Origin of the sequence: Sinorhizobium chiapasense (genome assembly GCF_036488675.1) — a bacterium.
In the GTDB taxonomy this organism is placed as follows: domain Bacteria; phylum Pseudomonadota; class Alphaproteobacteria; order Rhizobiales; family Rhizobiaceae; genus Sinorhizobium; species Sinorhizobium chiapasense.
The window spans coordinates 2,099,505-2,121,120 of record NZ_CP133148.1 but is presented as its reverse complement, the minus strand read 5'-3'; the positions used below and the strand labels follow the sequence as shown (position 1 = coordinate 2,121,120).

The 21,616-nt window shown below is 59.3% G+C and carries 22 protein-coding genes; 16 read left to right on the top strand and 6 right to left on the bottom strand.

Annotated features, from left to right (window positions below):
• Positions 1-229: 229 nt before the first annotated feature.
• Entirely contained in the window at positions 230-697 is a 468-nt protein-coding gene (locus tag RB548_RS10240) for a group III truncated hemoglobin (protein WP_331374812.1), read from the bottom strand.
• A gap of 384 nt (positions 698-1,081) precedes the next feature.
• Here RB548_RS10240 and RB548_RS10235 point away from each other — a divergent pair, with 384 nt between their 5' ends.
• From RB548_RS10235 to RB548_RS10215, 5 genes are all read left to right on the top strand, one after another.
• Entirely contained in the window at positions 1,082-1,852 is a 771-nt protein-coding gene (locus RB548_RS10235) for a pyrroline-5-carboxylate reductase (protein WP_331374811.1), read from the top strand.
• A 580-nt stretch (positions 1,853-2,432) separates the two neighbouring features.
• The gene (locus RB548_RS10230) at positions 2,433-3,389 is read left to right on the top strand and encodes an AraC family transcriptional regulator (RefSeq protein WP_331374810.1); all 957 of its coding nucleotides are present in this window, start codon (positions 2,433-2,435) and stop codon (positions 3,387-3,389) included.
• Positions 3,390-3,682: 293 nt separating this feature from the next.
• Positions 3,683-4,300, top strand: a complete 618-nt coding sequence (locus RB548_RS10225) for a nitroreductase family protein (RefSeq protein ID WP_331374809.1) — start codon at positions 3,683-3,685, stop codon at positions 4,298-4,300.
• A gap of 34 nt (positions 4,301-4,334) precedes the next feature.
• The gene (locus RB548_RS10220) at positions 4,335-4,880 is read left to right on the top strand and encodes a carboxymuconolactone decarboxylase family protein (protein WP_331374931.1); all 546 of its coding nucleotides are present in this window, start codon (positions 4,335-4,337) and stop codon (positions 4,878-4,880) included.
• A gap of 148 nt (positions 4,881-5,028) precedes the next feature.
• Positions 5,029-5,724, top strand: coding sequence for a glutathione S-transferase N-terminal domain-containing protein (locus tag RB548_RS10215; RefSeq protein WP_331374808.1), 696 nt, complete (start codon positions 5,029-5,031; stop codon positions 5,722-5,724).
• A 331-nt stretch (positions 5,725-6,055) separates the two neighbouring features.
• On the opposite strand, the gene RB548_RS10210 is transcribed toward RB548_RS10215, so the two are convergent.
• Complete coding sequence (locus RB548_RS10210; RefSeq protein WP_331374807.1) at positions 6,056-7,021, bottom strand: GlxA family transcriptional regulator; 966 nt, start codon at positions 7,019-7,021, stop codon at positions 6,056-6,058.
• A 236-nt stretch (positions 7,022-7,257) separates the two neighbouring features.
• Here RB548_RS10210 and RB548_RS10205 point away from each other — a divergent pair, with 236 nt between their 5' ends.
• From RB548_RS10205 to RB548_RS10195, 3 genes are all read left to right on the top strand, one after another.
• Entirely contained in the window at positions 7,258-8,094 is an 837-nt protein-coding gene (locus RB548_RS10205; RefSeq protein ID WP_331374930.1) for an alpha/beta fold hydrolase, read from the top strand.
• A gap of 78 nt (positions 8,095-8,172) precedes the next feature.
• Positions 8,173-8,973 (top strand): isochorismatase family cysteine hydrolase, encoded by an 801-nt coding sequence (locus RB548_RS10200; RefSeq protein ID WP_331374806.1) that lies wholly within the window; start codon positions 8,173-8,175, stop codon positions 8,971-8,973.
• A 314-nt stretch (positions 8,974-9,287) separates the two neighbouring features.
• Complete coding sequence (locus RB548_RS10195; RefSeq protein WP_331374805.1) at positions 9,288-9,479, top strand: DUF6494 family protein; 192 nt, start codon at positions 9,288-9,290, stop codon at positions 9,477-9,479.
• A 92-nt stretch (positions 9,480-9,571) separates the two neighbouring features.
• Here RB548_RS10195 and RB548_RS10190 read toward each other — a convergent pair whose 3' ends face one another.
• Both RB548_RS10190 and RB548_RS10185 read right to left on the bottom strand, forming a co-directional pair.
• On the bottom strand, positions 9,572-9,838 hold the full coding sequence (locus RB548_RS10190; protein ID WP_331374804.1) for a DUF2277 domain-containing protein: 267 nt from the start codon (positions 9,836-9,838) through the stop codon (positions 9,572-9,574).
• A gap of 527 nt (positions 9,839-10,365) precedes the next feature.
• Positions 10,366-11,016: a glutathione S-transferase family protein gene (locus RB548_RS10185; RefSeq protein ID WP_331374803.1), complete on the bottom strand. Its 651-nt coding sequence runs from the start codon at positions 11,014-11,016 to the stop codon at positions 10,366-10,368.
• Between the two features lie 211 nt (positions 11,017-11,227).
• Between RB548_RS10185 and RB548_RS10180 the strand changes: the two genes are divergently transcribed.
• Complete coding sequence (locus RB548_RS10180) at positions 11,228-11,701, top strand: VOC family protein (RefSeq protein ID WP_331374802.1); 474 nt, start codon at positions 11,228-11,230, stop codon at positions 11,699-11,701.
• 280 nt (positions 11,702-11,981) lie between these two features.
• Here RB548_RS10180 and RB548_RS10175 read toward each other — a convergent pair whose 3' ends face one another.
• Positions 11,982-13,415 carry an IS1182 family transposase gene (locus RB548_RS10175; protein ID WP_331373358.1) on the bottom strand — a complete coding sequence of 478 codons (1,434 nt, stop codon included), beginning with the start codon at positions 13,413-13,415 and terminating at the stop codon, positions 11,982-11,984.
• Between the two features lie 235 nt (positions 13,416-13,650).
• On the opposite strand from RB548_RS10175, the gene RB548_RS10170 reads away from it, so the two are divergent.
• From RB548_RS10170 to RB548_RS10150, 5 genes are all read left to right on the top strand, one after another.
• Positions 13,651-14,328 carry a hypothetical protein gene (locus RB548_RS10170; RefSeq protein ID WP_331374801.1) on the top strand — a complete coding sequence of 226 codons (678 nt, stop codon included), beginning with the start codon at positions 13,651-13,653 and terminating at the stop codon, positions 14,326-14,328.
• A 5-nt stretch (positions 14,329-14,333) separates the two neighbouring features.
• Positions 14,334-15,071 carry an imm11 family protein gene (locus tag RB548_RS10165; RefSeq protein ID WP_331374800.1) on the top strand — a complete coding sequence of 246 codons (738 nt, stop codon included), beginning with the start codon at positions 14,334-14,336 and terminating at the stop codon, positions 15,069-15,071.
• A gap of 60 nt (positions 15,072-15,131) precedes the next feature.
• Positions 15,132-15,758: an imm11 family protein gene (locus tag RB548_RS10160; protein WP_331374799.1), complete on the top strand. Its 627-nt coding sequence runs from the start codon at positions 15,132-15,134 to the stop codon at positions 15,756-15,758.
• A gap of 322 nt (positions 15,759-16,080) precedes the next feature.
• Positions 16,081-16,875, top strand: a complete 795-nt coding sequence (locus RB548_RS10155; protein WP_331374798.1) for a glutathione S-transferase family protein — start codon at positions 16,081-16,083, stop codon at positions 16,873-16,875.
• A 313-nt stretch (positions 16,876-17,188) separates the two neighbouring features.
• Positions 17,189-17,920 (top strand): TylF/MycF/NovP-related O-methyltransferase, encoded by a 732-nt coding sequence (locus RB548_RS10150; RefSeq protein WP_331374797.1) that lies wholly within the window; start codon positions 17,189-17,191, stop codon positions 17,918-17,920.
• A 164-nt stretch (positions 17,921-18,084) separates the two neighbouring features.
• On the opposite strand, the gene RB548_RS10145 is transcribed toward RB548_RS10150, so the two are convergent.
• On the bottom strand, positions 18,085-18,702 hold the full coding sequence (locus RB548_RS10145) for a TetR/AcrR family transcriptional regulator (protein WP_331374796.1): 618 nt from the start codon (positions 18,700-18,702) through the stop codon (positions 18,085-18,087).
• A 99-nt stretch (positions 18,703-18,801) separates the two neighbouring features.
• Between RB548_RS10145 and RB548_RS10140 the strand changes: the two genes are divergently transcribed.
• Entirely contained in the window at positions 18,802-19,530 is a 729-nt protein-coding gene (locus RB548_RS10140; RefSeq protein ID WP_331374795.1) for an NIPSNAP family protein, read from the top strand.
• Positions 19,531-19,903: 373 nt separating this feature from the next.
• On the top strand, positions 19,904-21,583 hold the full coding sequence (locus RB548_RS10135) for an arylsulfatase (protein WP_331374794.1): 1,680 nt from the start codon (positions 19,904-19,906) through the stop codon (positions 21,581-21,583).
• Positions 21,584-21,616 lie beyond the last annotated feature (33 nt).

Below are 21,616 nucleotides of genomic sequence, written 5' to 3'. Positions count from 1 at the left end.
CTTCGATGTCCGCTTTTCCTGTTGGGTGTCTTGGCAGCGGACGGTCGGCCGTCGGCCCCATTTTGGTCATCGCCAACCATGTTCGAGATGACCGCCTTTGGCGCCGTTAAGCCGTTCGGCGGAACGACGCCGAATGGCCGTTTCCCCACCAACGCGGACCTCGGCATCCTCAGGTTCAAGGTCCGCTCAGCGGCGGAGGGGTACATCCGTCATCGGCAAAAGTGCAGTTTCAGGAACGCTTGAGTGCCGGATCGTCGAGCGCCGGATTGTAGAAGAGTGACAGCGTCAGGCTTCGCGCAATGCGCTCGGCCGTGGTCATGAACCAGGCCTTCGCGTCGTTGTTCGGTGCGATGTCGTCAAGCGTCGTAGCAAAGAGCGCCAGCCATTTCGGGAAAAGCTCCGGTTTCATGTTGGCGATGCCGAGATGCGCCTGGACCGGCTTTCCGCCATAGGCGCCGCTACGGAAGGCAACGGAAGACCAGAAGCTTTTCATCTTCTCCATGTGCTCCGGCCAGCGCCCCGAAAGCCTTGCGTCGAACACGGGTCCGAGCTCCGGATGCGCAAGCACGCGGGCATAGAATGTGTCGACCAGCCGACCGATGAACGCGTCGTCGATCCCGATCGCCTTCATCTCTGCTTCCGCGCGTTCGCGGATCGCTGCGGAGTGCGCAGCTCGCGCCTGCAATTCGTCGTTCATTCCATCACCCAGTTCGTGGCCCGCCTTATATAGACCTTGCGGACCTCACGCCAAGAGCGGTTGTCCGCAGGCCGCTCCTCCGGACTCCCTCATTCCTGTGCGCGTCACAGGAATGAGGGAATTCCAGGCCATGTCTGAGTGAAATCAAGCCAGCGGATTGAACAGCCGCTCTGGTAGCACTTTAGTCGGCTACAGCGCCGCGCGTCTTATCAGACGCGCAAAGGACGCTGTAGCACTTTGATTTGCTGCATGTTTTTGTCCTTAAATCGGGTACGATTTAAGGAAACATGCAGTAGGATCTAAGAAAGATGCAGTGGTCTTGCCGACAATGCGACCGCTGCTCTTGTCGGCCGACGACCCGCAACCGATGGTAAAGGACCCCAAATGAAACTCGGCTTCATCGGCACCGGTGCGCTCACATCCGCGATTGTTACCGGGCTAAAATCCCTCGCGGATGATTCCGTGTCCGTTCTCTTGTCGCCTCGCAATGCAGAAATCGCGGCCGGGCTGTCTTCGCGCTATCCGGACGTGCGCGTTGCAACCGATAATCAGGCGGTTCTCGACGATTGCGACACGGTCATGCTTGCGGTTCGGCCGCAGGTTGCGCATGAAGTGCTTTCAGAATTGCGGTTCCGCCGTGACCATCACGTCGTCAGCCTGATCGCCACGCTGTCCCGCGAGGAAATCGCGGTTTTGACCGCGCCGGCGGAAAAGGTGACGAAAGCACTCCCGATGCCGATGATCGCTTACGGGCAGGGTGCGACAATCATCTACCCGCCCGATCCGGGCACGGCCGCTTTGTTCGGCAAGCTGGGAAAGGCGATCGAGATCGAGGAGCCAGGTGAATTCGACGCACTGAGCGTCGTTACCGCGACCTATGCCACCTATTTCAAATACCTCGATACAATCCATGGATGGCTGAAAGACCGCGGCGTCGGCGAGGCGAGGGCGCGCGACTACATCGCCACCCTGTTCAAGGCCCTGGCGCACGCACCGGAAATGGCGCCGGATGCCGGCTTCATGCATCTGGCGGAAGAATATGCAACGCGCGGCGGCCTCAACGAACAGGTCTTGCGCGAAATGACGGATCGCAAGGTATTCGATCTTTTTGGGCAAAGCCTGGACGGTGTGCATCGGCGCATTTCGAAATCCTGAACGATGACGGCGAACACTGCAAACGAGCGCCGGAGCGTCTGCTCCTGGGGCGCATTTTGGGGCGTCTGCTAAAGACGAATTAAGGACTGCTCGCGACCTAAGCGGAAGCTCGTTCGCTCCGGGTCAATTCACGGCCGCTGCCCAAAATAGTCGTTCGGTTATTGCGCTGGTCGCGGCCTTGCTCCTTGTCCTGCATTGATCCTTATCCACGTCGCCGGCACAGCTTTAGGGCCGAGAATATTGTCAGCGTGCTTTCCAGCGCGACGGGCGGCTTCAAAATCGTGCTGCGGAGCGTCACGTGATTGAGGCTCCGGACGCAGTGGCCCGCATACGCGATCATTGCCATTGCCTGCGATCGGACATAGGGCAACACCAACTCGGTGCTCAATGATAAGCCCTTTTTCTTGAAAGTATCGGTGACGACCTGGTCGGGACGCTCGCTTAGCTCTGTGACCGCTGGATTTTCGAGAACAAGACCACGCAAAAAAGTCGGCGCGCCGGGTTTTGAGGTGTGGCCGACAAGTACAACCGGTGTGCAACTACGATAAGATGATTGAGCGTTTCAAGCTCCCGAGGTCCTATGTCTGAAGTCGACTGGCTGAGCCATCTCTTGCAAATGATCACCATCACCGGCCAGCTGGAGGTCCGCTGCGCCTACGGTGCGCCATGGCGTGTGGCCTGGCCCCGGTCCGCGGCGCACGAGATTCCCTACCACGTCGTGCTCAAGGGCCGAGCCATTATCGAGAATCCGGAGACGGAGACGGCCAAGGAGCTGGTGGACGGAGATATCGTGCTGTTGCCTCACGGGTCGGCGCACGTGCTGCACGATGGCAGCGGTGAGGCGCCGGGCCGTACCTACGAACGCCGGGGCTCCGCCGGATGGACGCTCAGCGAGAATGACGGACAGGGCGAGCCTCTGGATCTGCTGTGTGGGCGATTTTTCATCGGGCCGCCTCATGATCGGCTGATCCGCAATTACCTACCCACGAATCTGGTGGTACGGGCCATGGACAGCCATGGTGAAGAGGGTACTGGCTCCGCTTCGAACCATCTGGCCGGTCTCGTAGGACTGATGCGGATGGAGTCCGCTGGCGACAAAGCGGGAGGACGCGCCATTCTCAACGCACTTTCTTCGGCCCTGTTCACACTGGTACTGCGCGCGGCAAGCGAATCCGAGCAAGCCCCGGCAGGCTTGTTGGCGCTGGCCGGCCATCCACGACTGGCCCCGGCCATTTCAGCTTTGTTCGCCGATCCGACGCGGCCCTGGAAGCTGACCGATCTGGCCGACTTGTGCAGCATGTCGCGCGCCACCTTCATGCGGCACTTTCAGGACAAGCTGGGACGCTCGGCCGCCGATCTATTGACGGATATCCGGATGAGCCTGGCCGCCAACGAGCTGAAGAAGCCGGCGATGACCACCGAGGCCGTGGCCGAGTCGGTCGGGTATCAATCCCTGTCGGCATTCCGGCGTGTGTTCACCGAGCGGATGGGGATGACGCCGGGGGAATGGCGCCGGCTGGCACACGAGGGCGGCTAGAGCATCCCGCTTTCAAGTGGAATCACTGAAAGCGGATAAGATGCTCTAGAATCAAAGTGCTAGAGCGTCCTTTGTGCGTTCACTTGAATGCACGGCGCTCTAGACGCGCTCGGCTTTCGGTGCGGTCTGAATGAGGGCTTAGGCGCATCGTTCGTTGTATAGCGGTAGCCACTGCTTCACGAGAACCGCGTCAAATTGATCCTTTCGAGCACTTTATTGAGCTAATTCCGTCTCGAAAATAGCATCTGCTGGTTCTAATTTCAGGCTCGTAACCACCTGATGAGGAACGAGCCATGACCAACCCCGTGATCGAAACCATTTTGAGCCGCAGTGCCGCCAAATATTATGACTCTGCCGCTACCCTGAGCGACGATCAAATTCGTGAGCTGGTGCGTATCGGCACCAGCGCGCCGACATCCTTTCACTTGCAGAACTGGCGCTTCATCGCCGTACGCACGCCTGAAACCAAAGCCCGCTTACTGCCGATCGCCTGGAATCAGCCAGCGATCAGCGATGCGGCCGTTACTTTCATCATCGTCGGCCAGCTAGCCGATGCCAGCACAATACCACAGCGCCTGGCACCGGTCGTGGAAGCGGGCATCATGCCGGCACACCTGGTGCCGGATTGGGAACTCCCCGCGCGCGGTCTGTATTTCGAGCAGCCGCAGCGCCAGCGCGACGAGGCGGTACGCTCCGCCACCTTTGGGGCCGCCGCGATAATCTATGCGGCCCGCTCGCTGGGCCTTGGTTCGACGCCGATGATCGGTTTCGACGACGTTGCGGTGCACCGCGAGTTCGGCCTGGCCGAGGACGAAGTGCCGGTCATGCTGCTGACCGTAGGGCCCGAGCGCACCGGGAACTGGCCGCAGAAGCCGCGCCTGCCGGTGGCCGATGTACTGGACTTCGCATAATCCTATTTCAATTCAACAACTTATGGAGAATACCATGGCGAGAGCTATAGCCTTAACGCCGGAACAGGTGCCGGCTGAATCGAAACCGACCCTCGATGCGTTCACCAGGAACATCGGGTTCACCCCAAGTATGATGGCGACCTTCGCGCAGAGCCCGATCGCGTTCAACGCATGGGCCACACTGCTCGGCTCCTTGAGCAAGGCGCTCGACGTGAAGACGCGTGACAGCATCGGCCTCGCTGTCTCCGAAGTGAATGGCTGCAACTACTGCCTGGCGGTTCACAGCTTTACGGCCGAACATATGGCCAAGCTGCCGGCCGATGAAATCATTCTCGCTCGGAAGGGCCATGCCAGCGACCCGAAGCGGGACGCCGCCGTCCAGTTCGCGCGCAAAGTCATCGAAACCCGAGGGCAGGTCACTGACGCCGATCTGAAAGCCGTCCGCGATGCCGGCTACACGGATGCGAACGTGATGGAGATCGTCGCGCTGGTGGCCATGTACTCCCTGACGAACTTCTTCAATAACGTGTTCGATCCCGAGAAGGACTTTCCGGCCGTTACACCGGCCGGCTCGATCTGAACTCTGACCGGTCGCATCGACCATCTCCGAGGGTAATTGGAGGTTTCATGTGACGCGAGAGTAACGCCGAAGCCCAGACGCACCCAGGAAGGATGCTTGGAAACGCGTCTGGGCTTTTCGTGTGTGCCGACAAGTATAGGAGCATAAAGTGACACTCAATCATCCAATTTTCACGCGCTGGCCGGCGCGGTACCCTGATCGGCTGCAACTCTTTTCCGCCCCGACGCCCAATGGGGTGAAGGTCGGCATCATGCTGGAAGAGACGGGCCTCGCCTACGAGCCGCACCGGATCGACATCATGGCGAACGAAAACCACGACCCGGCCTTTCTCGCCCTCAACCCCAACGGCAAGATTCCCGCAATCTACGACCCCGACGGGCCGAGCAGTACGCCGCTTGCGCTATTCGAATCGGGCGCGATCCTCCTCTATCTCGCCGACAAGACGGGACAATTTATCCCGGCCGATCCGAACATCCGCTACGAGACGATCCAGTGGGTGATGTGGCAGATGGGCGGAGTCGGGCCGATGTTCGGCCAGGTCGGCTTCTTCAACAAATTCGCCGGCAAGGCCTATGACGACAAGCGCCCGCGCGACCGCTACGTAGCCGAATCAGCGCGGTTGCTCGGTGTCCTCGACGAACGGCTCGCGGGTCGCGACTGGGTGATGGGCGCTGACTACAGCATCGCCGATATTTCGCTGCTCGGCTGGGTGCGCAACCTGATCGGCTTTTACGAAGCGCGCGAGCTCGTCGGCTTTGACCGCTTTCTTCATGTGCAGGCGTGGCTCGACCGCGGCCTCGCGCGTCCGGCGGTGCAGCGCGGGCTGAAAGTGACGGCGGCCTAGAGGCTGTTCTGGACTTGTGAGTCTTAATGGATTCAAAGGCTTGTGTGGAACTCCCTCACGAGCCTCATGCTATGACGGCTCCTGTCTGCAAACGCCGCCATTCAGCACTTGTCTACCTAATTCCGCTCTCCACCCGACACCGACGTCAGGCCGTAGCCTTCATTCCACCGTCCTTTTCGCTTCGTGGCTCGTTTGACCACATACGGATGGCACTTTCGATGCCGTCGGGAAGGCGGCAACCATCCCATCTGCCGAGCGACATCCGGCCGTTTCCCGAACGAAACGCACACCGATTTATCGAGACGTTGGGACAATGCGACACCTCAGTTAATCATGCCGTCCGCTCTGCAGCGGCAGCCTGTCTGGCCACACGCCGCATCTCCTGTGGCGTATGGCCGAAGATCCGGATGAAGCTCTGGGCCATGCGATCCGGATCGGTGAACCCGACGAGACGGCCGATCTCGTCGAAGGACAGCCGGCCCTCCTCGATCAGGGGACGCGCCGCCTCCACGCGGAGCCGCTCGACCGCCTTGGCCGGCGTCATGCCGGTGGAAGAGGAGAAGGCACGCCCGAACTGGCGGACGCTCAGGTGCGCGACTTCGGCGAGACGCTCCACCGAAAGGTTTTCGGCCAGATTTTCCCGCGCATAGCTCAGCGCCTTGCGGATGCGATCGGAGCCGGGATCGAAGTCGAGCAACGACGAGAACTGATACTGACCGCCCGGTCGCCGGTAGTAGACCACAAGCATGCGCGCAACCGCCTGCGCTGTCTCCTTACCGAGATCTTCCTCGACGAGGGCGAGCGTCATATCGATGCCTGCCGACATGCCTGCCGACGTCCACACGCCATTATCGCTGGTGAAGATGCGGTCGCCATCGACCTGGAGTGCCGGATATCGGGCCTGCAGCTTCGGCGCGTAGAACCAATGGGTCGTCGCGGCGCGCCCGTCCAGGAGTCCGCTTTCGGCCAGCAGGAAAGCACCCGTGCAGACGCTCGCGGTGCGGCGGGCCTGTGCGGACGCGCCCCGAACGGCATTCGCGATCTCGCTCACCCACGGCCCTTCCGGCGGTTCCCGCCCGCCGACGACAATGAACGTGTCGGTCGCCTCGATCTTCAGCGGTACCGTTGCAACCTCCAGATCGCAGGTGCTGCGCACCAATCCTCCTGTGACGGACGCAACCCGGAGACCGTAGGGCTTCCCCGATATCTCGCCGGCATTGGACAGCACCTCAAGCGGGCCGCTGAGGTCGAGCAGCACGAATCCCGGATAGACGAGAAATGTCACGTGACGGGCCATGGCCGAAATCCCGGGATTAATGTCGTTTGCGACATTGGTGCTTTCTCGTATCGTCCTGTCAATCCCGTTTGAGCATGGAGCCGCCAATGAGCACAACATCCAGGTTTTTCGATCCGGTCCGCCGTGACCTCCTACTGTTCGGCCTGAGCGCGACGGCTTTGTCGGCTCTGCCGATCCTGCCGGCTGCCTCCCAGCCCTCCATTCCAGACAGCATGCCATCTGAAAGGATCAACACCATGGGCATTGTTAAAACCAAGGACGACGTCGAGATTTTTTACAAGGACTGGGGTCCCCGCGACGCTCAGCCGATCGTCTTTCACCATGGCTGGCCGCTGAGCGCAGACGACTGGGATACGCAGATGCTCTATTTCCTCGCGCAAGGCTATCGCGTCGTCGCCCATGATCGACGCGGCCACGGCCGCTCCGCCCAGGTCAGCGACGGTCACGACATGGATCACTACGCGGCCGATGTCGCCGCCGTGGTCGAGCATCTCGACCTCAGAAATGCAGTCCATATCGGCCACTCCACCGGTGGCGGCGAGGCGACGCACTACGTGGCCCGTTACGGCCAGCCCCAGGGCCGCGTCGCCAAGCTGGTGCTGATCGGCGCCGTGCCGCCGATCATGGTCAAGACGCCGGCCAATCCCGGCGGCCTGCCGATCGAGGTGTTCGATGGTCTGCGCAAGGCGCTCGCTGCCAACCGCTCGCAGTTCTATGTCGATTTGCCCACAGGTCCCTTCTACAGCTTCAACCGGCCGGGAGCGACACCGATTCCTGCGGTGATCCAGAACTGGTGGCGCCAGGGCATGATGGGTGGCGCCAAGGCGCATTACGACGGCATCAAGGCGTTCTCCGAGACCGATTTCACTGAGGATCTCAAGATCATCGACGTGCCGACGCTCGTCATGCACGGCGATGACGATCAGATCGTACCGATAGCGGATTCCGCTCCGCTCTCCGCCAAACTCCTCAAGAACAGCACCCTCAAGATCTACAAAAATCTCCCACACGGCATGTGCACCACCCATGCCGATGTCGTGAACCCCGACCTGCTCGCCTTTGTGAAGGCATAGCATTTTAGCCGGCGCGGTAAGCGCGCCGGCAACCATCGCCCAATGCCAAATTGACGATCAACAATAGGAGACATCGAAATGTTAGGTCGTGAAATGAAATTCATTCAGAAATTGAGCACAGCGATCCTCGCCGGCGCGGTTATTCTCGCTGGGGCCGGCGCTTCCATGGCCGCGCAGCCGGTTGTCGATTTCTACCAGGACCCCGCCAAACCGGCACTAACCAAGGGGAACATGAAACTTGACGTCTCGAAGGCGGCGCTCGTTGTTATCGACGCGCAGAACGACTTCATGAGCCCTGAAGGGACTGCCTGGCCGGTCCTGGGCGAAGCCGTCACCGAACGCAATGTCATTCCCCATCTTGATCAGCTCTTCGCCGCAGCAAAGCAGGCAGGAATGGTCGTCGCACTATCGCCTCATCATTACTACGAGTGGGATCACACGTGGAAGGTGCAGGGGCCTCTCGAAATATTCCAACATGAGCTTGGCATATTCGATAGAAAAGGCCCCTATACACTGGAGGGTTTCGAGGGCTCGGGGGCAGACTTCTTGCCGCAGTTCAAGAAATACATAGAGGATGGCAAGACTATCATCGCCTCGCCTCACAAGCTGTACGGGCCGCAGCAAAACGATCTTTCCTTCCAGCTCCGCAAACAGGGCGTCACTCAGATCGTCCTTGCCGGGATGCTCGCCAACATGTGCGTTGAATCGCATCTTCGCGAGTTTCTCGAAGAAGGATTTGAAGTCGCAGTTATTCGAGACGCCGTAGCCGCGCCGAAGTTGCCTGAAGGCGACGGCAACCTCGCGGCATTGATCAACTTCCGATATATGGCAAACGGACTTTGGACGACCGATGAAGCGGTTAAGATGATAGCGCCGTAGGCGCAGCACCTCCGGACGCGGAAGACGGGTATGCCCTCTGTTTCGTCTTGTCAGACGCACGGCGCCGCGATGTTACCTGGGGAACTATTCGATGATGGGGCATGATCTATCTTCGCCTTAACAACGCGCGGTACCTCCTCCCGCCGCGCGAGCCAACCGATCGGTTCCGCTCCTCCTCCCAAGGGGCCGATCAAGAGACCCCGACGCCTCCTCCCGGCTCGGGGTCTTTTTCTATGGCACGGTGTGTCACCGTCCTCCTTCCTTGACCGCCTGCCTTCCCTTACAATCTCTTCCGGATACAAAGGAGTTCCGCCATGAGTGAAGACGCCTTCAACATGTCGATCCGCAAGTTCCTGAAGGAAGTCGGTGTGACCTCGCAGCGCAAGATCGAGGAGATCGTGCGCGAAGGGCAGACCGGCGGCAAGAAGTTGAAGGTCCGCATGACGCTGACGGCGGAAGGCACCGGTCTCAACCACGTGGTGGACGGCGAGATCGAACTTCCCTGAAGCGCGTCGCATTTTTATCCTTGAATCGGCTAGGATTTAAGGAAACATGCAGTCGGCCGGCGAAGCTCGGCGGGCACAGAACCGCCAGCAGCTCACGCGAACCGGGCTGCGCTTCTCGCGCGCGCCTTCGCCGCTTCTTCTTCACGGTCGCGGGGCGGTTGCGACGTCTCCAGCGAATCGATGAGTTCGCGGGCGCATTGCGCGATAGAACGCACCGCGCGATCGAACGCCGCTTCATTCCGCTTCGACGGTCTGGTCGTTCCGCTCAGTTTGCGCACGAACTGCAACGCCGCATCGTGGATTTCCTCGTCCGTCGCCGGCGGATCGAAATTGAACAGGGGTTTGATGTTTCTGCACATGACTTGCTCCCGGTTATCTCTCTCGTTCTCGGCGTGATGGGGCCTCGATGGAACGGCTACGGCATGTTTCCTTAGATCCTAGAGCAATTCCAGGAAAAGTGAGTAACGGTTTTCCGTCCGGAATTGCGTAATTTCAAAGAGTTAGATCACTTCATTGTTTCAAATAAACAATGAAGTGATCTAGCCGATTCAACGACAAAACATGCAGCAATTCAAAGCGCTACAGCGTCGGCTGCGGTACAGCAAGGCTTCTCCTTCCCCTCATTCCTGTGCTCGTCACAGGAATCCAGCCAGCCCAAGTCCTTGGGCTGACATGACTCTTCCGCACCGCGGACGCGGCGCTGCTGGATCCCTGTGACGAGCACAGGGCTGAGGGCGAAAAGAGCATTCGCCGAACCCAATACGCTGCTGTCGTGTACTGTGGCGTCCGATAAGACGCCCGGCGCCGCAGCTTCCGTTCTCTCGACCCGTTGCTATCCGTGGCGCCGGGGGACGAACGGGACGATCGCGCCCGGAGCCGACCTTTGTCACTCGCTCGATGCGGCCGCGAAAACCGCAAGCTGGGCGTCGAAAGCACGCTTGTATGCGGGCCGCGCTCCGCCGCGGGCGACATAGGCGGAAAGGTTCGGATATTCGTTGAGTATATCCGATCCTTTCAACCTGAGCAGCACGGTCACCATCAGCAGGTCACCGGCGCTGAACGCACCGTCGAGCCAGTCGGCATCGCCAAGGCGACGGGAAAGGGCGCCCAGCCGGTTCCGGATGCTGTCCTCGAGGGCACGCAGACGCTGTTCGTACCAAGGCTTGTCGCGCTCGAGGATCCGACAGAGGGCGCGGTCGAAGACCGGCGGCTCCACCGTGTTGAGCGCGGCAAACATCCATGTGATCGCGCGCGCCCGGGCATTCGCATCGTCCGGCAGCAGGCCGCCGTGGCGCTCCGCGATGTGGAACACGATCGCCCCGGACTCGAACAGGGCGAGATCGCCTTCTTCGTAGGTGGGGATCTGGCCGAAAGGCTGGAGGGCGAGATGCGCGGGTTGCTTCATCGCCTTGAACGAAAGAAGACGAACGTCGTAAGGCTGGCCCACTTCTTCGAGCGCCCAGCGAACGCGCATGTCGCGCGCCAGACCCGCGCCTCGGTCGGGCGACCGTTCAAAGGCGGTAATGGTGATAGTCATCGCTGTTCTCCATAGCTTATCCGTCTTGAAGACGACTGGCTAAACGAGATTCCGACACCCAATGCTCGAGATAGTCCTCGCGGACGGCGACGTCAAAGTTTCCGGTGTTGGCGACTGCCCCGGCGAGGCGACATTTCCGGGGTGGAGAAAAACGGTTGGCTCCCTATGTCGAAGGGTAGACCGCATGGCTTCAGAGCGAAAGGAACACGCAATGTCGAAGAATACGATTTGCCTCTGGTTCGACAAGGACGCCGAGGATGCCGCCCGCTTCTACTCGGAGGTCTTTCCCGACAGCAGGGTGACTGCCGTCTTCCGCGCGCCGAGCGACTACCCGTCCGGCAAGGAGGGCGACGTGTTGACGGTCGAATTCACGGTTGCCGGCATTCCTTGCCTTGGCCTCAATGGTGGTCCCATGTTCAAGCACAACGAAGCCTTCTCGTTCCAGATCGCCACCGACGATCAGGAGGAGACCGACCGCTACTGGAACGCCATCGTCGGCAATGGCGGCCAGGAGAGCGCGTGCGGCTGGTGCAAGGACAAGTGGGGGATTTCCTGGCAGATCACGCCGCGCGTGCTGACGGACGCGCTTGCGGCCGGCGGCGCCGAAGCAAAGCGTGCCTTCGATGCGATGATGGAGATGGGGAAGATCGACGTCGCCGCGATCGAGGCGGCGCGGCGCGGCTGATGCTTCGCGTGTTACCGCCCGGGTTTGCTGCTGCATGTTCCTTGAGGTCCAGCCGATCAAGGACAAAAACATGCAGCAAATCAAGGTGCTACAGCGTCCTTTGCGCGTAGGACGCGTGGCGCCGTAGAGCGTGTCCGCCCGCGCCTGCCAAAGCGGGCGCTCGACTGCAAACAGAGACGACCGACTTCAAGCGGTCGTCGCGCTCGTCCGGAATGCGCCGAGGCTGTGTGGAAACGCCTGCTGCCGTGGATCTGGGTGGCGCGCAGACGGTCTGAGGGGCTCACGCCCTCATTGCCTTCATCAACATCGGTACTCCGAGAATGGCGATCGCCCGTTTGAGGTTGTAGGCGAGGACATGGAGGCTCATCTCGGTTCCGACGTTGGGGAGCCGCCGGGTGAGGAAGTGGCCTCGGCCCATCCAGTCCTTGATGGTCCCGAAGACATGCTCGACCGTTTGCCGCCGCACCCGCATGGCATCGGGCATGCGGTCGAGCCTGGCCTGCATGGCGTCGATCACCTGCTCATGCTCCCAGCGCCGGATGCGCCGAAGCTTCTCGGGCGTACAGCGGGACTTCAGTTCGCAGCTCGAACAGGCGGTCAGATGGCGATAGAAGATGACGTCGCACTCGCGATCCGATCGGATCCTGCCTCTGGTCAGTTCCTGTCCGGCCGGACAAACATACAGATCCCGGTCGGCGTCGAAGACGAAGTCCTGCTTGCCGAAGAAGCCACGCTTCAGGCCGCTTGAGGTGAGCGACTTCGGCACGATGGCCTTTATGCCCGCCGCATCGCAGGCCAGCACTTCCTCGCCCGAGAAGTAGCCGCGATCGGCCAGCACGGTCAGCTCATCCGCGCCGGTCGCCTCCTTCGCTTGCTGGCCCATGCTGGCGAGTTGGGTGCGGTCGTGACCGACATTGGTGACCTCATGCGCCACGACCAGATGATGCTTCGTGTCCACCGCCGCCTGGAGGTTGTAGCCGACAAGGCCGGTGCCCTTGCCGTTGGTGGCCATGGCGCGAGCATCGGGATCGGTCAGCGAGACCTGGCGGTCGGGTGCTGCCTCGATGGCGCGCTCCATCGCTTTCAGATCGCGCATTTGCTGGCGCAGGCGTTCGAGGCGCTCCGTCAGGCGATCCCTGCGCATCTCCGCCACCTCGTCCTCCTGACGATCGGCCGTGTCAAGCAGGGCCAGGTAGCGCTCGATGCTGGCATCGATCTGCTCCATGCGGCGGCGGATCGCGCCGGACGTAAAGTTCTTATCGCGCGTGTTCACGGCCTTGAAGCGACTGCCGTCCACCGCAACTGTGCCACCGGCAAGGAGGCCGATCTGCCGGCAGAGCACGACGAACTGGCGGCAGATGGCGCGGATCGCCTCACCGTTATCACGCCGGAAATCAGCGATCGTCTTGAAGTCGGGAGCCAGCTTGCCCGTCAGCCACATCAGCTCGATGTTGCGGCCCGCCTCGCGCTCCAGTCGTCGGCTCGACTGCACCTGGTTGAGGTAGCCATAGAGGTAGAGCTTCAGCATCGTCGCGGGGTTATAGCCCGGCCGCCCTGTCGCCGCTGGCGCTGCAAAGCCCAATCCGCTCCAGTCCAGTTCGTCAATGAAGACATCGACAACGCGGACTGGGTTGTCTTCGGCGACATAGTCATCGAGGCATTCCGGCAAGAACGACTGTTCTCGGCGGTCCTTCCCCTCGATGAAACCCGCCATGCCGAATCTCCCGCTCAACTCGAGGTAGGCTATCATGCGCGGGTGTTTTCACACAGCCTCCGCCAAAAGGAGACATTGCGCACGGCTGGCACATTCCATTGAAGTCTGCGAATTGAGGCGAGTTGCTTGCCTAACTCTTCCTTCAACTTTCCGGTGTAGCTTGCGAAACGATTCTGCCACGGAGTGCCTGTGCTGCCCGGTCGAGGCAGATGGCTCAAAGAATGGGGAGTGCGGCATGCCGGAGACCATCTGGGTCAGCAGCGTGATGAGCGATTACAAGATCGGAAACAGGCAAGGCATCCGCGAAAAGTTCTATGGCGAGGATTGGGCACCTCCGACCTTTAAGCTTGGTGTTAAGCCGCAGCATGTCCTTGAGGCGCACCTGCGACATAATAGCGGCGACACCCTCGAGCGCACCGATTTTCCCGAGGCTATGTACGTGTTTGCCGAAACCAACTGGAAGCGGGTGGGTGATCTGTTCTGCGCTGGTCCCTTCTATGCTGTGAAAGGTAGACTTGCCGATGTGCTGAAAGATTTCGACCTCGGCAAGGGAGGATTGATCGAATTTCCGATCTACGCGGCCGACAAGGCGACCCGGCTTCCGGGCCCCTTCTATCTGCTCAATTTTGGCGCGGTGAAGGACAGTTTCGTACCGAGCGAAACCCGCAGCAAGTTATTTTCCCGCCGGACGGTGGAGCGGGACGGTTACGAACTGTGGGCAACGTATGATCCCGAGGACGGCGATGTTGCGCTGACAACGGCGGCGTTCGAGGGTGCAGACCTCTGGCACGAGCGCAAGCTTCAAAGAGGGCTCTTCATGAGTGGGCGGCTCCACGACGCCATCCAGGCGGCAAAAGTGAAGGTCAAGTTTCGGTTCGCACGGGTGCGGATCGTTGGCGGAACGTCGAGGTAGCGCCGGTGGCTTGGAAGATTGGCTTCGACTATGTTTCCGCGCAACCGGACTTTTCGATCGACAAGCACAACAACGGGACAGAGCCGTGGGGCTTTGGCTGGAGCTGGGGCGCGGGTCGCAGTCTCGTTGGACACCCAGTGCCGACGAGTGCGACCCAGACCGATAGCAACACTCTTGTCGACGTCTTTCCGATGCCCGGATTTGCCTGTGTGAGTGAGCGATTTCGGACGATCGTCGAAGCGTTCGAACCAGGCGTCCATGAATTTTTTCCAATCCTGCTCAAGTCGAGGAAGGGGGCTCCGCATGAAGAACCCTACTTCCTGATCAATGTCTGCCAACGTTTCGATTCCATTCTGGTCAAAGGCATCAGTCTCGAATGGGGCAGGAGAGTAGCAGGCGGTCTGGAGGGGATGCCCTATCTTTCCCGCATGGGAACCAAGCCGCCATTGCCCGTCAGCAGAACGACGATTGCCGGCCGGCATCTCTGGCTGAACTATTGGGTTTGGGAAGGTGGGGGTATCATGGTTTCCGATCAACTACGATCTGCGCTGATGGATGCGAAAATCCGGCGCTTGAAATTCAAGGAACCGCGGGCCGAGCATTTTGACGAAGTCGACACGCCCTTTGATTATCGCGGGCAAGTGCCGCACATAGTCGATTGGATGGAGAAAAACCGGCCCGCGACAATGTTCGAACGTGATCCTGACTGGGTGAAAACCTACATGCCGCACTGGCTGCACTAGCTTCCGGAATGCCTCAAAGCGGCCCACGCCGCGCGCTCAATACACGCGGTTAGGTATCAAATGAATAAATCCGACGGCGTCTGGGTGAGTGTCGCTCCAGCTTCCACCGAAAGTGTTGTTGCACTGGAAGCTGATATTCTGCGGGTGAACAACGCTTTCGCCCTTGATAGCATACGGCGCAATAGAGCAGGCGAGCCGCTTTCGGCCGCCCACTTTCCCAAGCAGATAAACATTGATCCCAACACCGACCATCCAGACGTGTTCACCAAGACCCGTCACCTCTTTCATGGCGATCACTGGTACGTGTCGGCTGCGTGCGCCTCGGTTCTTCAGTCTTGCGATCTTGGAAATGGTGCTCTCTATCCGGTGGACTTTCGGCAAATGGACCGAAAGACACCTGTGCCCGGCCAATACTACGCCCTCAATTTCGGCAATACGAAAACTGCCTTCGTTCCGTCGTCATCGAAGAACGTTCGCGAAAACCCATATTCCAAGGGTTTCTATCAACTTTATCCGATTGCCGAGGACGGAGATGTTGTCGTGAACTCGGCCGCGCTGTGCCGAGCCGACATCTGGATCGACCCGTCTTTGTCTCGAGCGTTTTTTGTCAGCGATCGCCTGGCGACGGCCTTGCGGGCCTCGGGCTGTGACAAGCCATTCAAACTTCGACGCTGCCGTGTCGTCTGAGGCTACGAGGCCGGCTGAAGACGCCGCTCCGCTGAGTACTCACTCATGAAAGTCCGAGCAGCCCTGCGATTGTTCAGGTCCGCTTTGGGTGGATAGCGGTAGTCCGGCGCGAATCGCCGCTTTGGCCTCCGGACCTCGGCATCCTTACGTGTGAGGCCCGCTTTGGGGCCAAGAGTGGTCGTCGGGCGGACGAATGCCTGATTGAGCCCGAAGCGGACATTTCTGTGCGGGCGCGGACCGTCAACCTTTTTGTGCTCGCGCACGTCACACCCGCCCATCCTGTTTCGTCATGTGGTCGGTACCAATGACAAGGAACCTGACCATGGCCACCAAGCGCGACCCGATCGCCGCGGTTCCTTCTCCCATGCGGAACGCGGCGCAACCTCCCATCAAGCTGTTCCAGTTTCCGCGCGTGTTTGCGATTCCGAATCTCAGCCCCTTTTGCTGCAAGCTCGAAACATGGCTACGCATTGCCGGAATCCCCTACGAGATCGTCGAGACGCCTGACCCTCGCAAGGGACCGAAGGGGAAGTTGCCGTTCATCGAGGATTCGGGGGCGCGGATCGCCGACACATCGATCATCATCGATCATCTGAAAAGAACGCGCGGTGTCGATCCCGATGCGAGTCTTGACTCCTCGCAGCGCGCGACAGCGCTCCTCGTGCAGCGCACGCTGGAAGAGCACTACGCCTTCGTCGTGGCGTACACCCATCTGGTTCGCGACGAAGGGGTAAGGCATACGCGCGCCAGATTCGATGCAGTGCCGGCGGTTGTCCGTCCGTTGGTCATTCGCATGGTGCAGAAGCAGATCAAGAACCTGCTCTGGCAGCAGGGCATCTTGCGTCATACTGACAACGACATCATCGAATCCGGCGTGCTTGATTGGCGCGCCGTACTGGCAGTGATGTCCGAGGGGCCCTTCTTCTTCGGCGGGAGGCCCACCACCGTCGACGCAACAGTCTTCGGCACATTGGCGACATCGGTGCTGACGCCGATCGAGTCACCGATCCGGGATTTCCTCAGATCCAAGCCCGCGTGCGTAGCCTACGTGGAGCGAATGCGTTCGCACTTTTTCCCCGAGTTGTCCGAAACGGCCCATCAAGCCCGGGCATCATAGATATTTCGGGAAATGTGAATGGTTTGATTAGCCAGACTGTTGCACATCAGGACGGGTAAATCGATAAAGGAGGGGGCGAGGAGCCTAGATCACGATGATTTTAGGTCGGATCGACCTAAAATCATCGTGATCTATTCTAATAAGTTAGAGCGGGATGCGGGCGGAAAACCGCACACACTTTTCCTCATCCCGATCTAGAGCGCCGTGCGTTCAAGTGAACGCACAAAGGACGCTCTAGCACTTTGATTCTAGAGCATCTTATCCGCTTTCAGTGATTCCACTTGAAAGCGGGATGCTCTAGCGGGAGGAAAAAGTGCACTATTTGAGCTCTTTTACCTGGCGTGCGCGCCGCGTGCTTGAAACTTCCCTATTGAGCGCCACGGCGCGGTCCGTGCGGCGAGAGCGCCTTACCTACCTTTCGCCTCGCAAGCTGAGACGTCTCGAGACAGCACTGAAGGAAGTTCTGAAGGAGAATGTGCCTGGCGATATAGCCGAATTCGGCATTGCCCTGGGTGGAAGCGCAATCATCCTGTCCAAGAAAGCCAACCGCCATGGACGCCGCTTTCACGGCTTCGACGTTTTCGGAATGATACCCCCGCCTCAGTCGGCGAAGGACGGCCAGAAAGCAAAGGATCGTTACAAGACGATCGCGAGCGGGAAATCAAAAGGGCTGGGCGGCGAGCTTTATTATGGCTATCGCGACAATCTTTATGATGAAGTCTGCCGTTCCTTCACGAAATACGGCTTCGCCGTCGACGGACCGATGGTCAACCTGCATAAGGGACTATTCGAGAATACCCTGCCGGCGGCAGGGATAAAAAACATCGCCTTCGCCCACATCGACTGCGACTGGTATGATCCGGTCAGCTATTGCCTCAATAGCCTGGCAGACCGGGTCAGTCCGCGAGGCGTCATCATGATCGATGACTACCATGACTACGAAGGATGCCGAGCGGCGACAAACGAGTTCCTGCGGGCTCGTCCTGACTTCACATTCGAGGACGGAGAAAACGTCATCTTACGCCGAACCAGACTGAATGGCTGAATGCCAGGGGGACGAATGCTTACAGCGCCGTGCGTCTTTTCAGACGCAGAAAGGTCGCTGTAGCACTTTGAATCGCTGGATGTTTTTATCCTTAAATCGAATACGATTTAAGGAAACATACAGTAGCGCAAAGGCTGCCTTGAGCTGGTTGAAGACCGACAAGCCTACGTTCCCAAGTGATATTTCGTTGCCAGCATCGCGGCCAGTTCCGCCCGGCAGTCGACGAGCGGACCGACGTCCTGGCGTGCCTTTGCGATCGCCATCGCACCGGAATAGGCGGCAATCGTGAGCGTTGCGAGGCTGCCCGGGTTGAGGTCGCGTGCGCGTTTCGATGCCACGTCCGCCTGAAACCTTGCGGACAGCGCATCGTGCCAGGCATCGAAAATCCCGCTGAGAACGTCGCGCATTTCCGGGTCATGCCGAGAGACTTCCATCGCCATGTTGTTGAGCGGGCAGCCGGAGACCGAACCTTTGGGCATCAATTCGTCGATAATGCTTCCAAAGATGAGATCGATGGCCGTTGGCGCGTCTGCACACGCCTGTAGCGGCTCGATCCACGTCTGCCGAACAGCATCGGCCACGCGATCGCGGATTACCGCCAGTCCGAGATCACGCTTGGCCGGGAAATGATGCGCCATCGCACCGCCGGATACCGATGCCTTTTCGCGCAGCTCCAGCATTCCCGTCGCGACGTAACCCTGGCTGACAAAGGCGTCGTAGGCCGCGTCGATGATCCGGCGACGCACGCCCTCAGGGTCATTGGTTCTTCTGTTTTCAGTCATGGAGTCCGTCTTTCGATTTCCATCGACGATAGCATCTTGACAAAACAGGTCAATTGTCCTGTGTTGCAAAACAGGATGATTGACCTGTCAGGAGAAGCCATGACCCCCCATACCGTGTTTGAACTCCGCCGCTACAGACTTCTCCCAAATGGCAGAGAGGCATTGATCGGCCTGTTTGACAGGGAGTTCGTTGAACCGCAGGAAGCGAAGGGGATGCGCATCGAAGGCGAGTTCCGCGACCTCGACGATCCTGACGCCTTTGTCTGGGTTCGCTCCTTCAGGGATATGGAAGCCCGAACGGAAGCGCTCGCATCCTTTTATTCAGGCCCGGTCTGGAAAGAACATGGACCAGCCGCCAACGAGACGATGCTCAATTCGGACAACGTATTGCTCTTGAAGTCGACCGGCAGCGTGCAACCGTTCGCACATAATCTCAAAAGGAGCCAGGAGGTCGAGCGGCCCGAGGCGAGGGGCCTGATTGTCGTAAATATCTGCTCGCTGGCACCAAGAACCGAAGAGGATTTTGCGAGGTACTTCAGCGACAAGGCACTTCCTGTCATGCAGGAAGCCGGAGCACGCATCGATGGAGTGTTTGTGACCGCGCGAGGCGTCAACGGCTTTCCGAGGCTCCCGGTTCGCGAGGGGGAAACGGTGCTTGTCTGGTTCGAATGCCACAAGGACGAGGAAAGTGCAGCCCGCTATCAGGAACGCCTGCACCGGAACGTCAATTGGGCGGACGAGATCTACCCGAGAATGGACGGCCAGTGCTGGCGGAGGATCGAGGTGGCACGCCTGACGCCGACGTCGCGGTCGCTTTGCGCCTGGTAATCGGCTGGCCGTTCATGCGTCCTTGCGCTTGCAACTCGATCATCGCCTGGAATGCGCCAAGAGCAGTCGTGAATGGAGGTAGCCCGACACGCGGACGTTGCCGAATTGTGGAACAAGACGCAACTGTGTGATAAATACTTTCAGGCTCGAAGCATCGTTAGAGCATCCCGCTTTCAAGTGGAATCACTGAAAGTGGATAAGATGCTCTAGAATCAAAGTGCTAGAGCGTCCTTTGTGCGTTTACTTGAGCGCATGGCGCTCTAGTCCTCGCGGGACGCTATTGGCAGAATAAGCATTAAAGTTCTCTTCATGTCGCATTCTTTGGCGTGCGCAAGCAAACTTGGCGTGCGCTCTTTTGGAGGAGGGTGACCCGATGAGTACATTGCGAAACATCTGTATTGGATTGCTATCATCCACGTTCGCGTTGGCCCTGAACACGCCTGCCAAGGCGCAGGAACCGAAACCCAACATCGTTGTCATCATGGGCGACGACGTGGGCTGGTTCAATATCGGCGCCTATCACCGGGGAATCATGTCAGGCAAGACGCCAAACCTCGACAGGTTGGCGTCCGAGGGCATGATGTTTACCGACTACTATGCCGAGGCGAGTTGCACGGCAGGACGCGCGAGTTTCATAACCGGCGAAATACCACTGCGCACAGGTCTGACAACGGTTGGCCAGGCCGGCGCGGATGTAGGGATGCCCGACAAGGCAGCGACGATCGCGACCGCTCTGAAGGCCGAGGGCTATGCCACAGGTCAGTTCGGCAAAAACCACCTCGGGGACTTGAACAAGTATCTGCCGACAGTGCACGGATTCGATGAGTTCTTCGGGTACCTGTATCACCTCGACGCCATGTCGGACCCATACTGGTACTCGTTTCCGAACGATCAGTCGTACCGCGACAAGTTTGGCCCTCGTAACTTGGTCCACAGCTTTGCAACCGAAACCGACGATGCGGCCGAACAGCCGCGCTGGGGAAAGGTCGGCAAGCAGCGGATCATGGACGAGGGGCCTCTCGCGCCATATCCCGACATGTCCAATGTGCCGAACATGCATGATGTGATCCCCAAGGCCAAACACGACATGGGGACGTTCGACGAGGTCCTGGTCAAGGCCTCCTGCGACTTCATGGACAAAGCGAAGGCGGACCGAAAACCTTTCTTTGTTTGGCACAACCCAACGCGCATGCACGTCTGGACCTTCCTGTCGCCGAAGTACCAGGCGCTTATGGGCAGCGACAGCAACTACGGCCTTGAGGAAGCTGGCATGGCACAGCTGGACGACAGCGTCGGGGCAATAATGAAATGCGTGGAAGATGCAGGCGAAACCAACAACACCATTGTCATTTTCACAACGGACAACGGCGCTGAGGTATTTACGTGGCCTGACGGTGGGATGACCCCGTTCAAGGGTACCAAAGGCACCGTTATGGAGGGCGGGTTTAGGGCTCCGGCGATCATTCGTTGGCCGGGCAAGATTAAACCGGGCACTATTGAAAACGGGATTTTCTCGGCTCTGGACTGGTTCCCGACGCTCGTCGCGGCCGCTGGCAACCCCAACATCACCGAACAGCTGCTAAAAGGCGTGCAACTCGGTGATCGGACCTACAAGAACCATCTTGACGGCTACAATCAGTTGGCCTTGTTGCAGGGAACGACACCGTCGGCGCGTCACGAATTTTTCTACTTCGCCGGGCCGGCACTGGGCGCGATTCGGATCGACAACTTCAAGTTCCAGTTTATCCAACAGCCACAGGGTTGGCCTGGGGCAAAGGTCACGACGGACATGCCCACAATGGTCAACATCCGGCAGGACCCATTCGAGCGGACCCCATCCATCAGCGAGGAAAGCCTCAATAATCTTGGTGGCGGGTACATGAATGATTTCTTCGCTCGCGAATTCTGGCGGTTCGTGAGCGTTCAGCAGGAAGTCGTCAAACTCGCTCTTACTGCCGTCGACTATCCGCCGATGCAAGATCCGGCGTCGTTCAACCTTGATGCTGTGAAGAGGCAGATCGAGGCCGCCATCAAGAATAAACCGGGTAACTAGAGCGCCGTGCGTTCAAGTGAACGCACAAAGGAC

Coding starts and splice junctions, on each gene's coding strand:
- RB548_RS10240 (WP_331374812.1), bottom strand. CDS start 697: ATGAACGACGAATTGCAGGCGCGAGCTGCGCACTCCGCAGCGATCCGC.
- RB548_RS10235 (WP_331374811.1), top strand. CDS start 1,082: ATGAAACTCGGCTTCATCGGCACCGGTGCGCTCACATCCGCGATTGTT.
- RB548_RS10230 (WP_331374810.1), top strand. CDS start 2,433: ATGTCTGAAGTCGACTGGCTGAGCCATCTCTTGCAAATGATCACCATC.
- RB548_RS10225 (WP_331374809.1), top strand. CDS start 3,683: ATGACCAACCCCGTGATCGAAACCATTTTGAGCCGCAGTGCCGCCAAA.
- RB548_RS10220 (WP_331374931.1), top strand. CDS start 4,335: ATGGCGAGAGCTATAGCCTTAACGCCGGAACAGGTGCCGGCTGAATCG.
- RB548_RS10210 (WP_331374807.1), bottom strand. CDS start 7,021: ATGGCCCGTCACGTGACATTTCTCGTCTATCCGGGATTCGTGCTGCTC.
- RB548_RS10205 (WP_331374930.1), top strand. CDS start 7,258: ATGGGCATTGTTAAAACCAAGGACGACGTCGAGATTTTTTACAAGGAC.
- RB548_RS10200 (WP_331374806.1), top strand. CDS start 8,173: ATGTTAGGTCGTGAAATGAAATTCATTCAGAAATTGAGCACAGCGATC.
- RB548_RS10195 (WP_331374805.1), top strand. CDS start 9,288: ATGAGTGAAGACGCCTTCAACATGTCGATCCGCAAGTTCCTGAAGGAA.
- RB548_RS10190 (WP_331374804.1), bottom strand. CDS start 9,838: ATGTGCAGAAACATCAAACCCCTGTTCAATTTCGATCCGCCGGCGACG.
- RB548_RS10185 (WP_331374803.1), bottom strand. CDS start 11,016: ATGACTATCACCATTACCGCCTTTGAACGGTCGCCCGACCGAGGCGCG.
- RB548_RS10180 (WP_331374802.1), top strand. CDS start 11,228: ATGTCGAAGAATACGATTTGCCTCTGGTTCGACAAGGACGCCGAGGAT.
- RB548_RS10175 (WP_331373358.1), bottom strand. CDS start 13,415: ATGGCGGGTTTCATCGAGGGGAAGGACCGCCGAGAACAGTCGTTCTTG.
- RB548_RS10170 (WP_331374801.1), top strand. CDS start 13,651: ATGCCGGAGACCATCTGGGTCAGCAGCGTGATGAGCGATTACAAGATC.
- RB548_RS10160 (WP_331374799.1), top strand. CDS start 15,132: ATGAATAAATCCGACGGCGTCTGGGTGAGTGTCGCTCCAGCTTCCACC.
- RB548_RS10155 (WP_331374798.1), top strand. CDS start 16,081: ATGGCCACCAAGCGCGACCCGATCGCCGCGGTTCCTTCTCCCATGCGG.
- RB548_RS10145 (WP_331374796.1), bottom strand. CDS start 18,702: ATGACTGAAAACAGAAGAACCAATGACCCTGAGGGCGTGCGTCGCCGG.
- RB548_RS10140 (WP_331374795.1), top strand. CDS start 18,802: ATGACCCCCCATACCGTGTTTGAACTCCGCCGCTACAGACTTCTCCCA.
- RB548_RS10135 (WP_331374794.1), top strand. CDS start 19,904: ATGAGTACATTGCGAAACATCTGTATTGGATTGCTATCATCCACGTTC.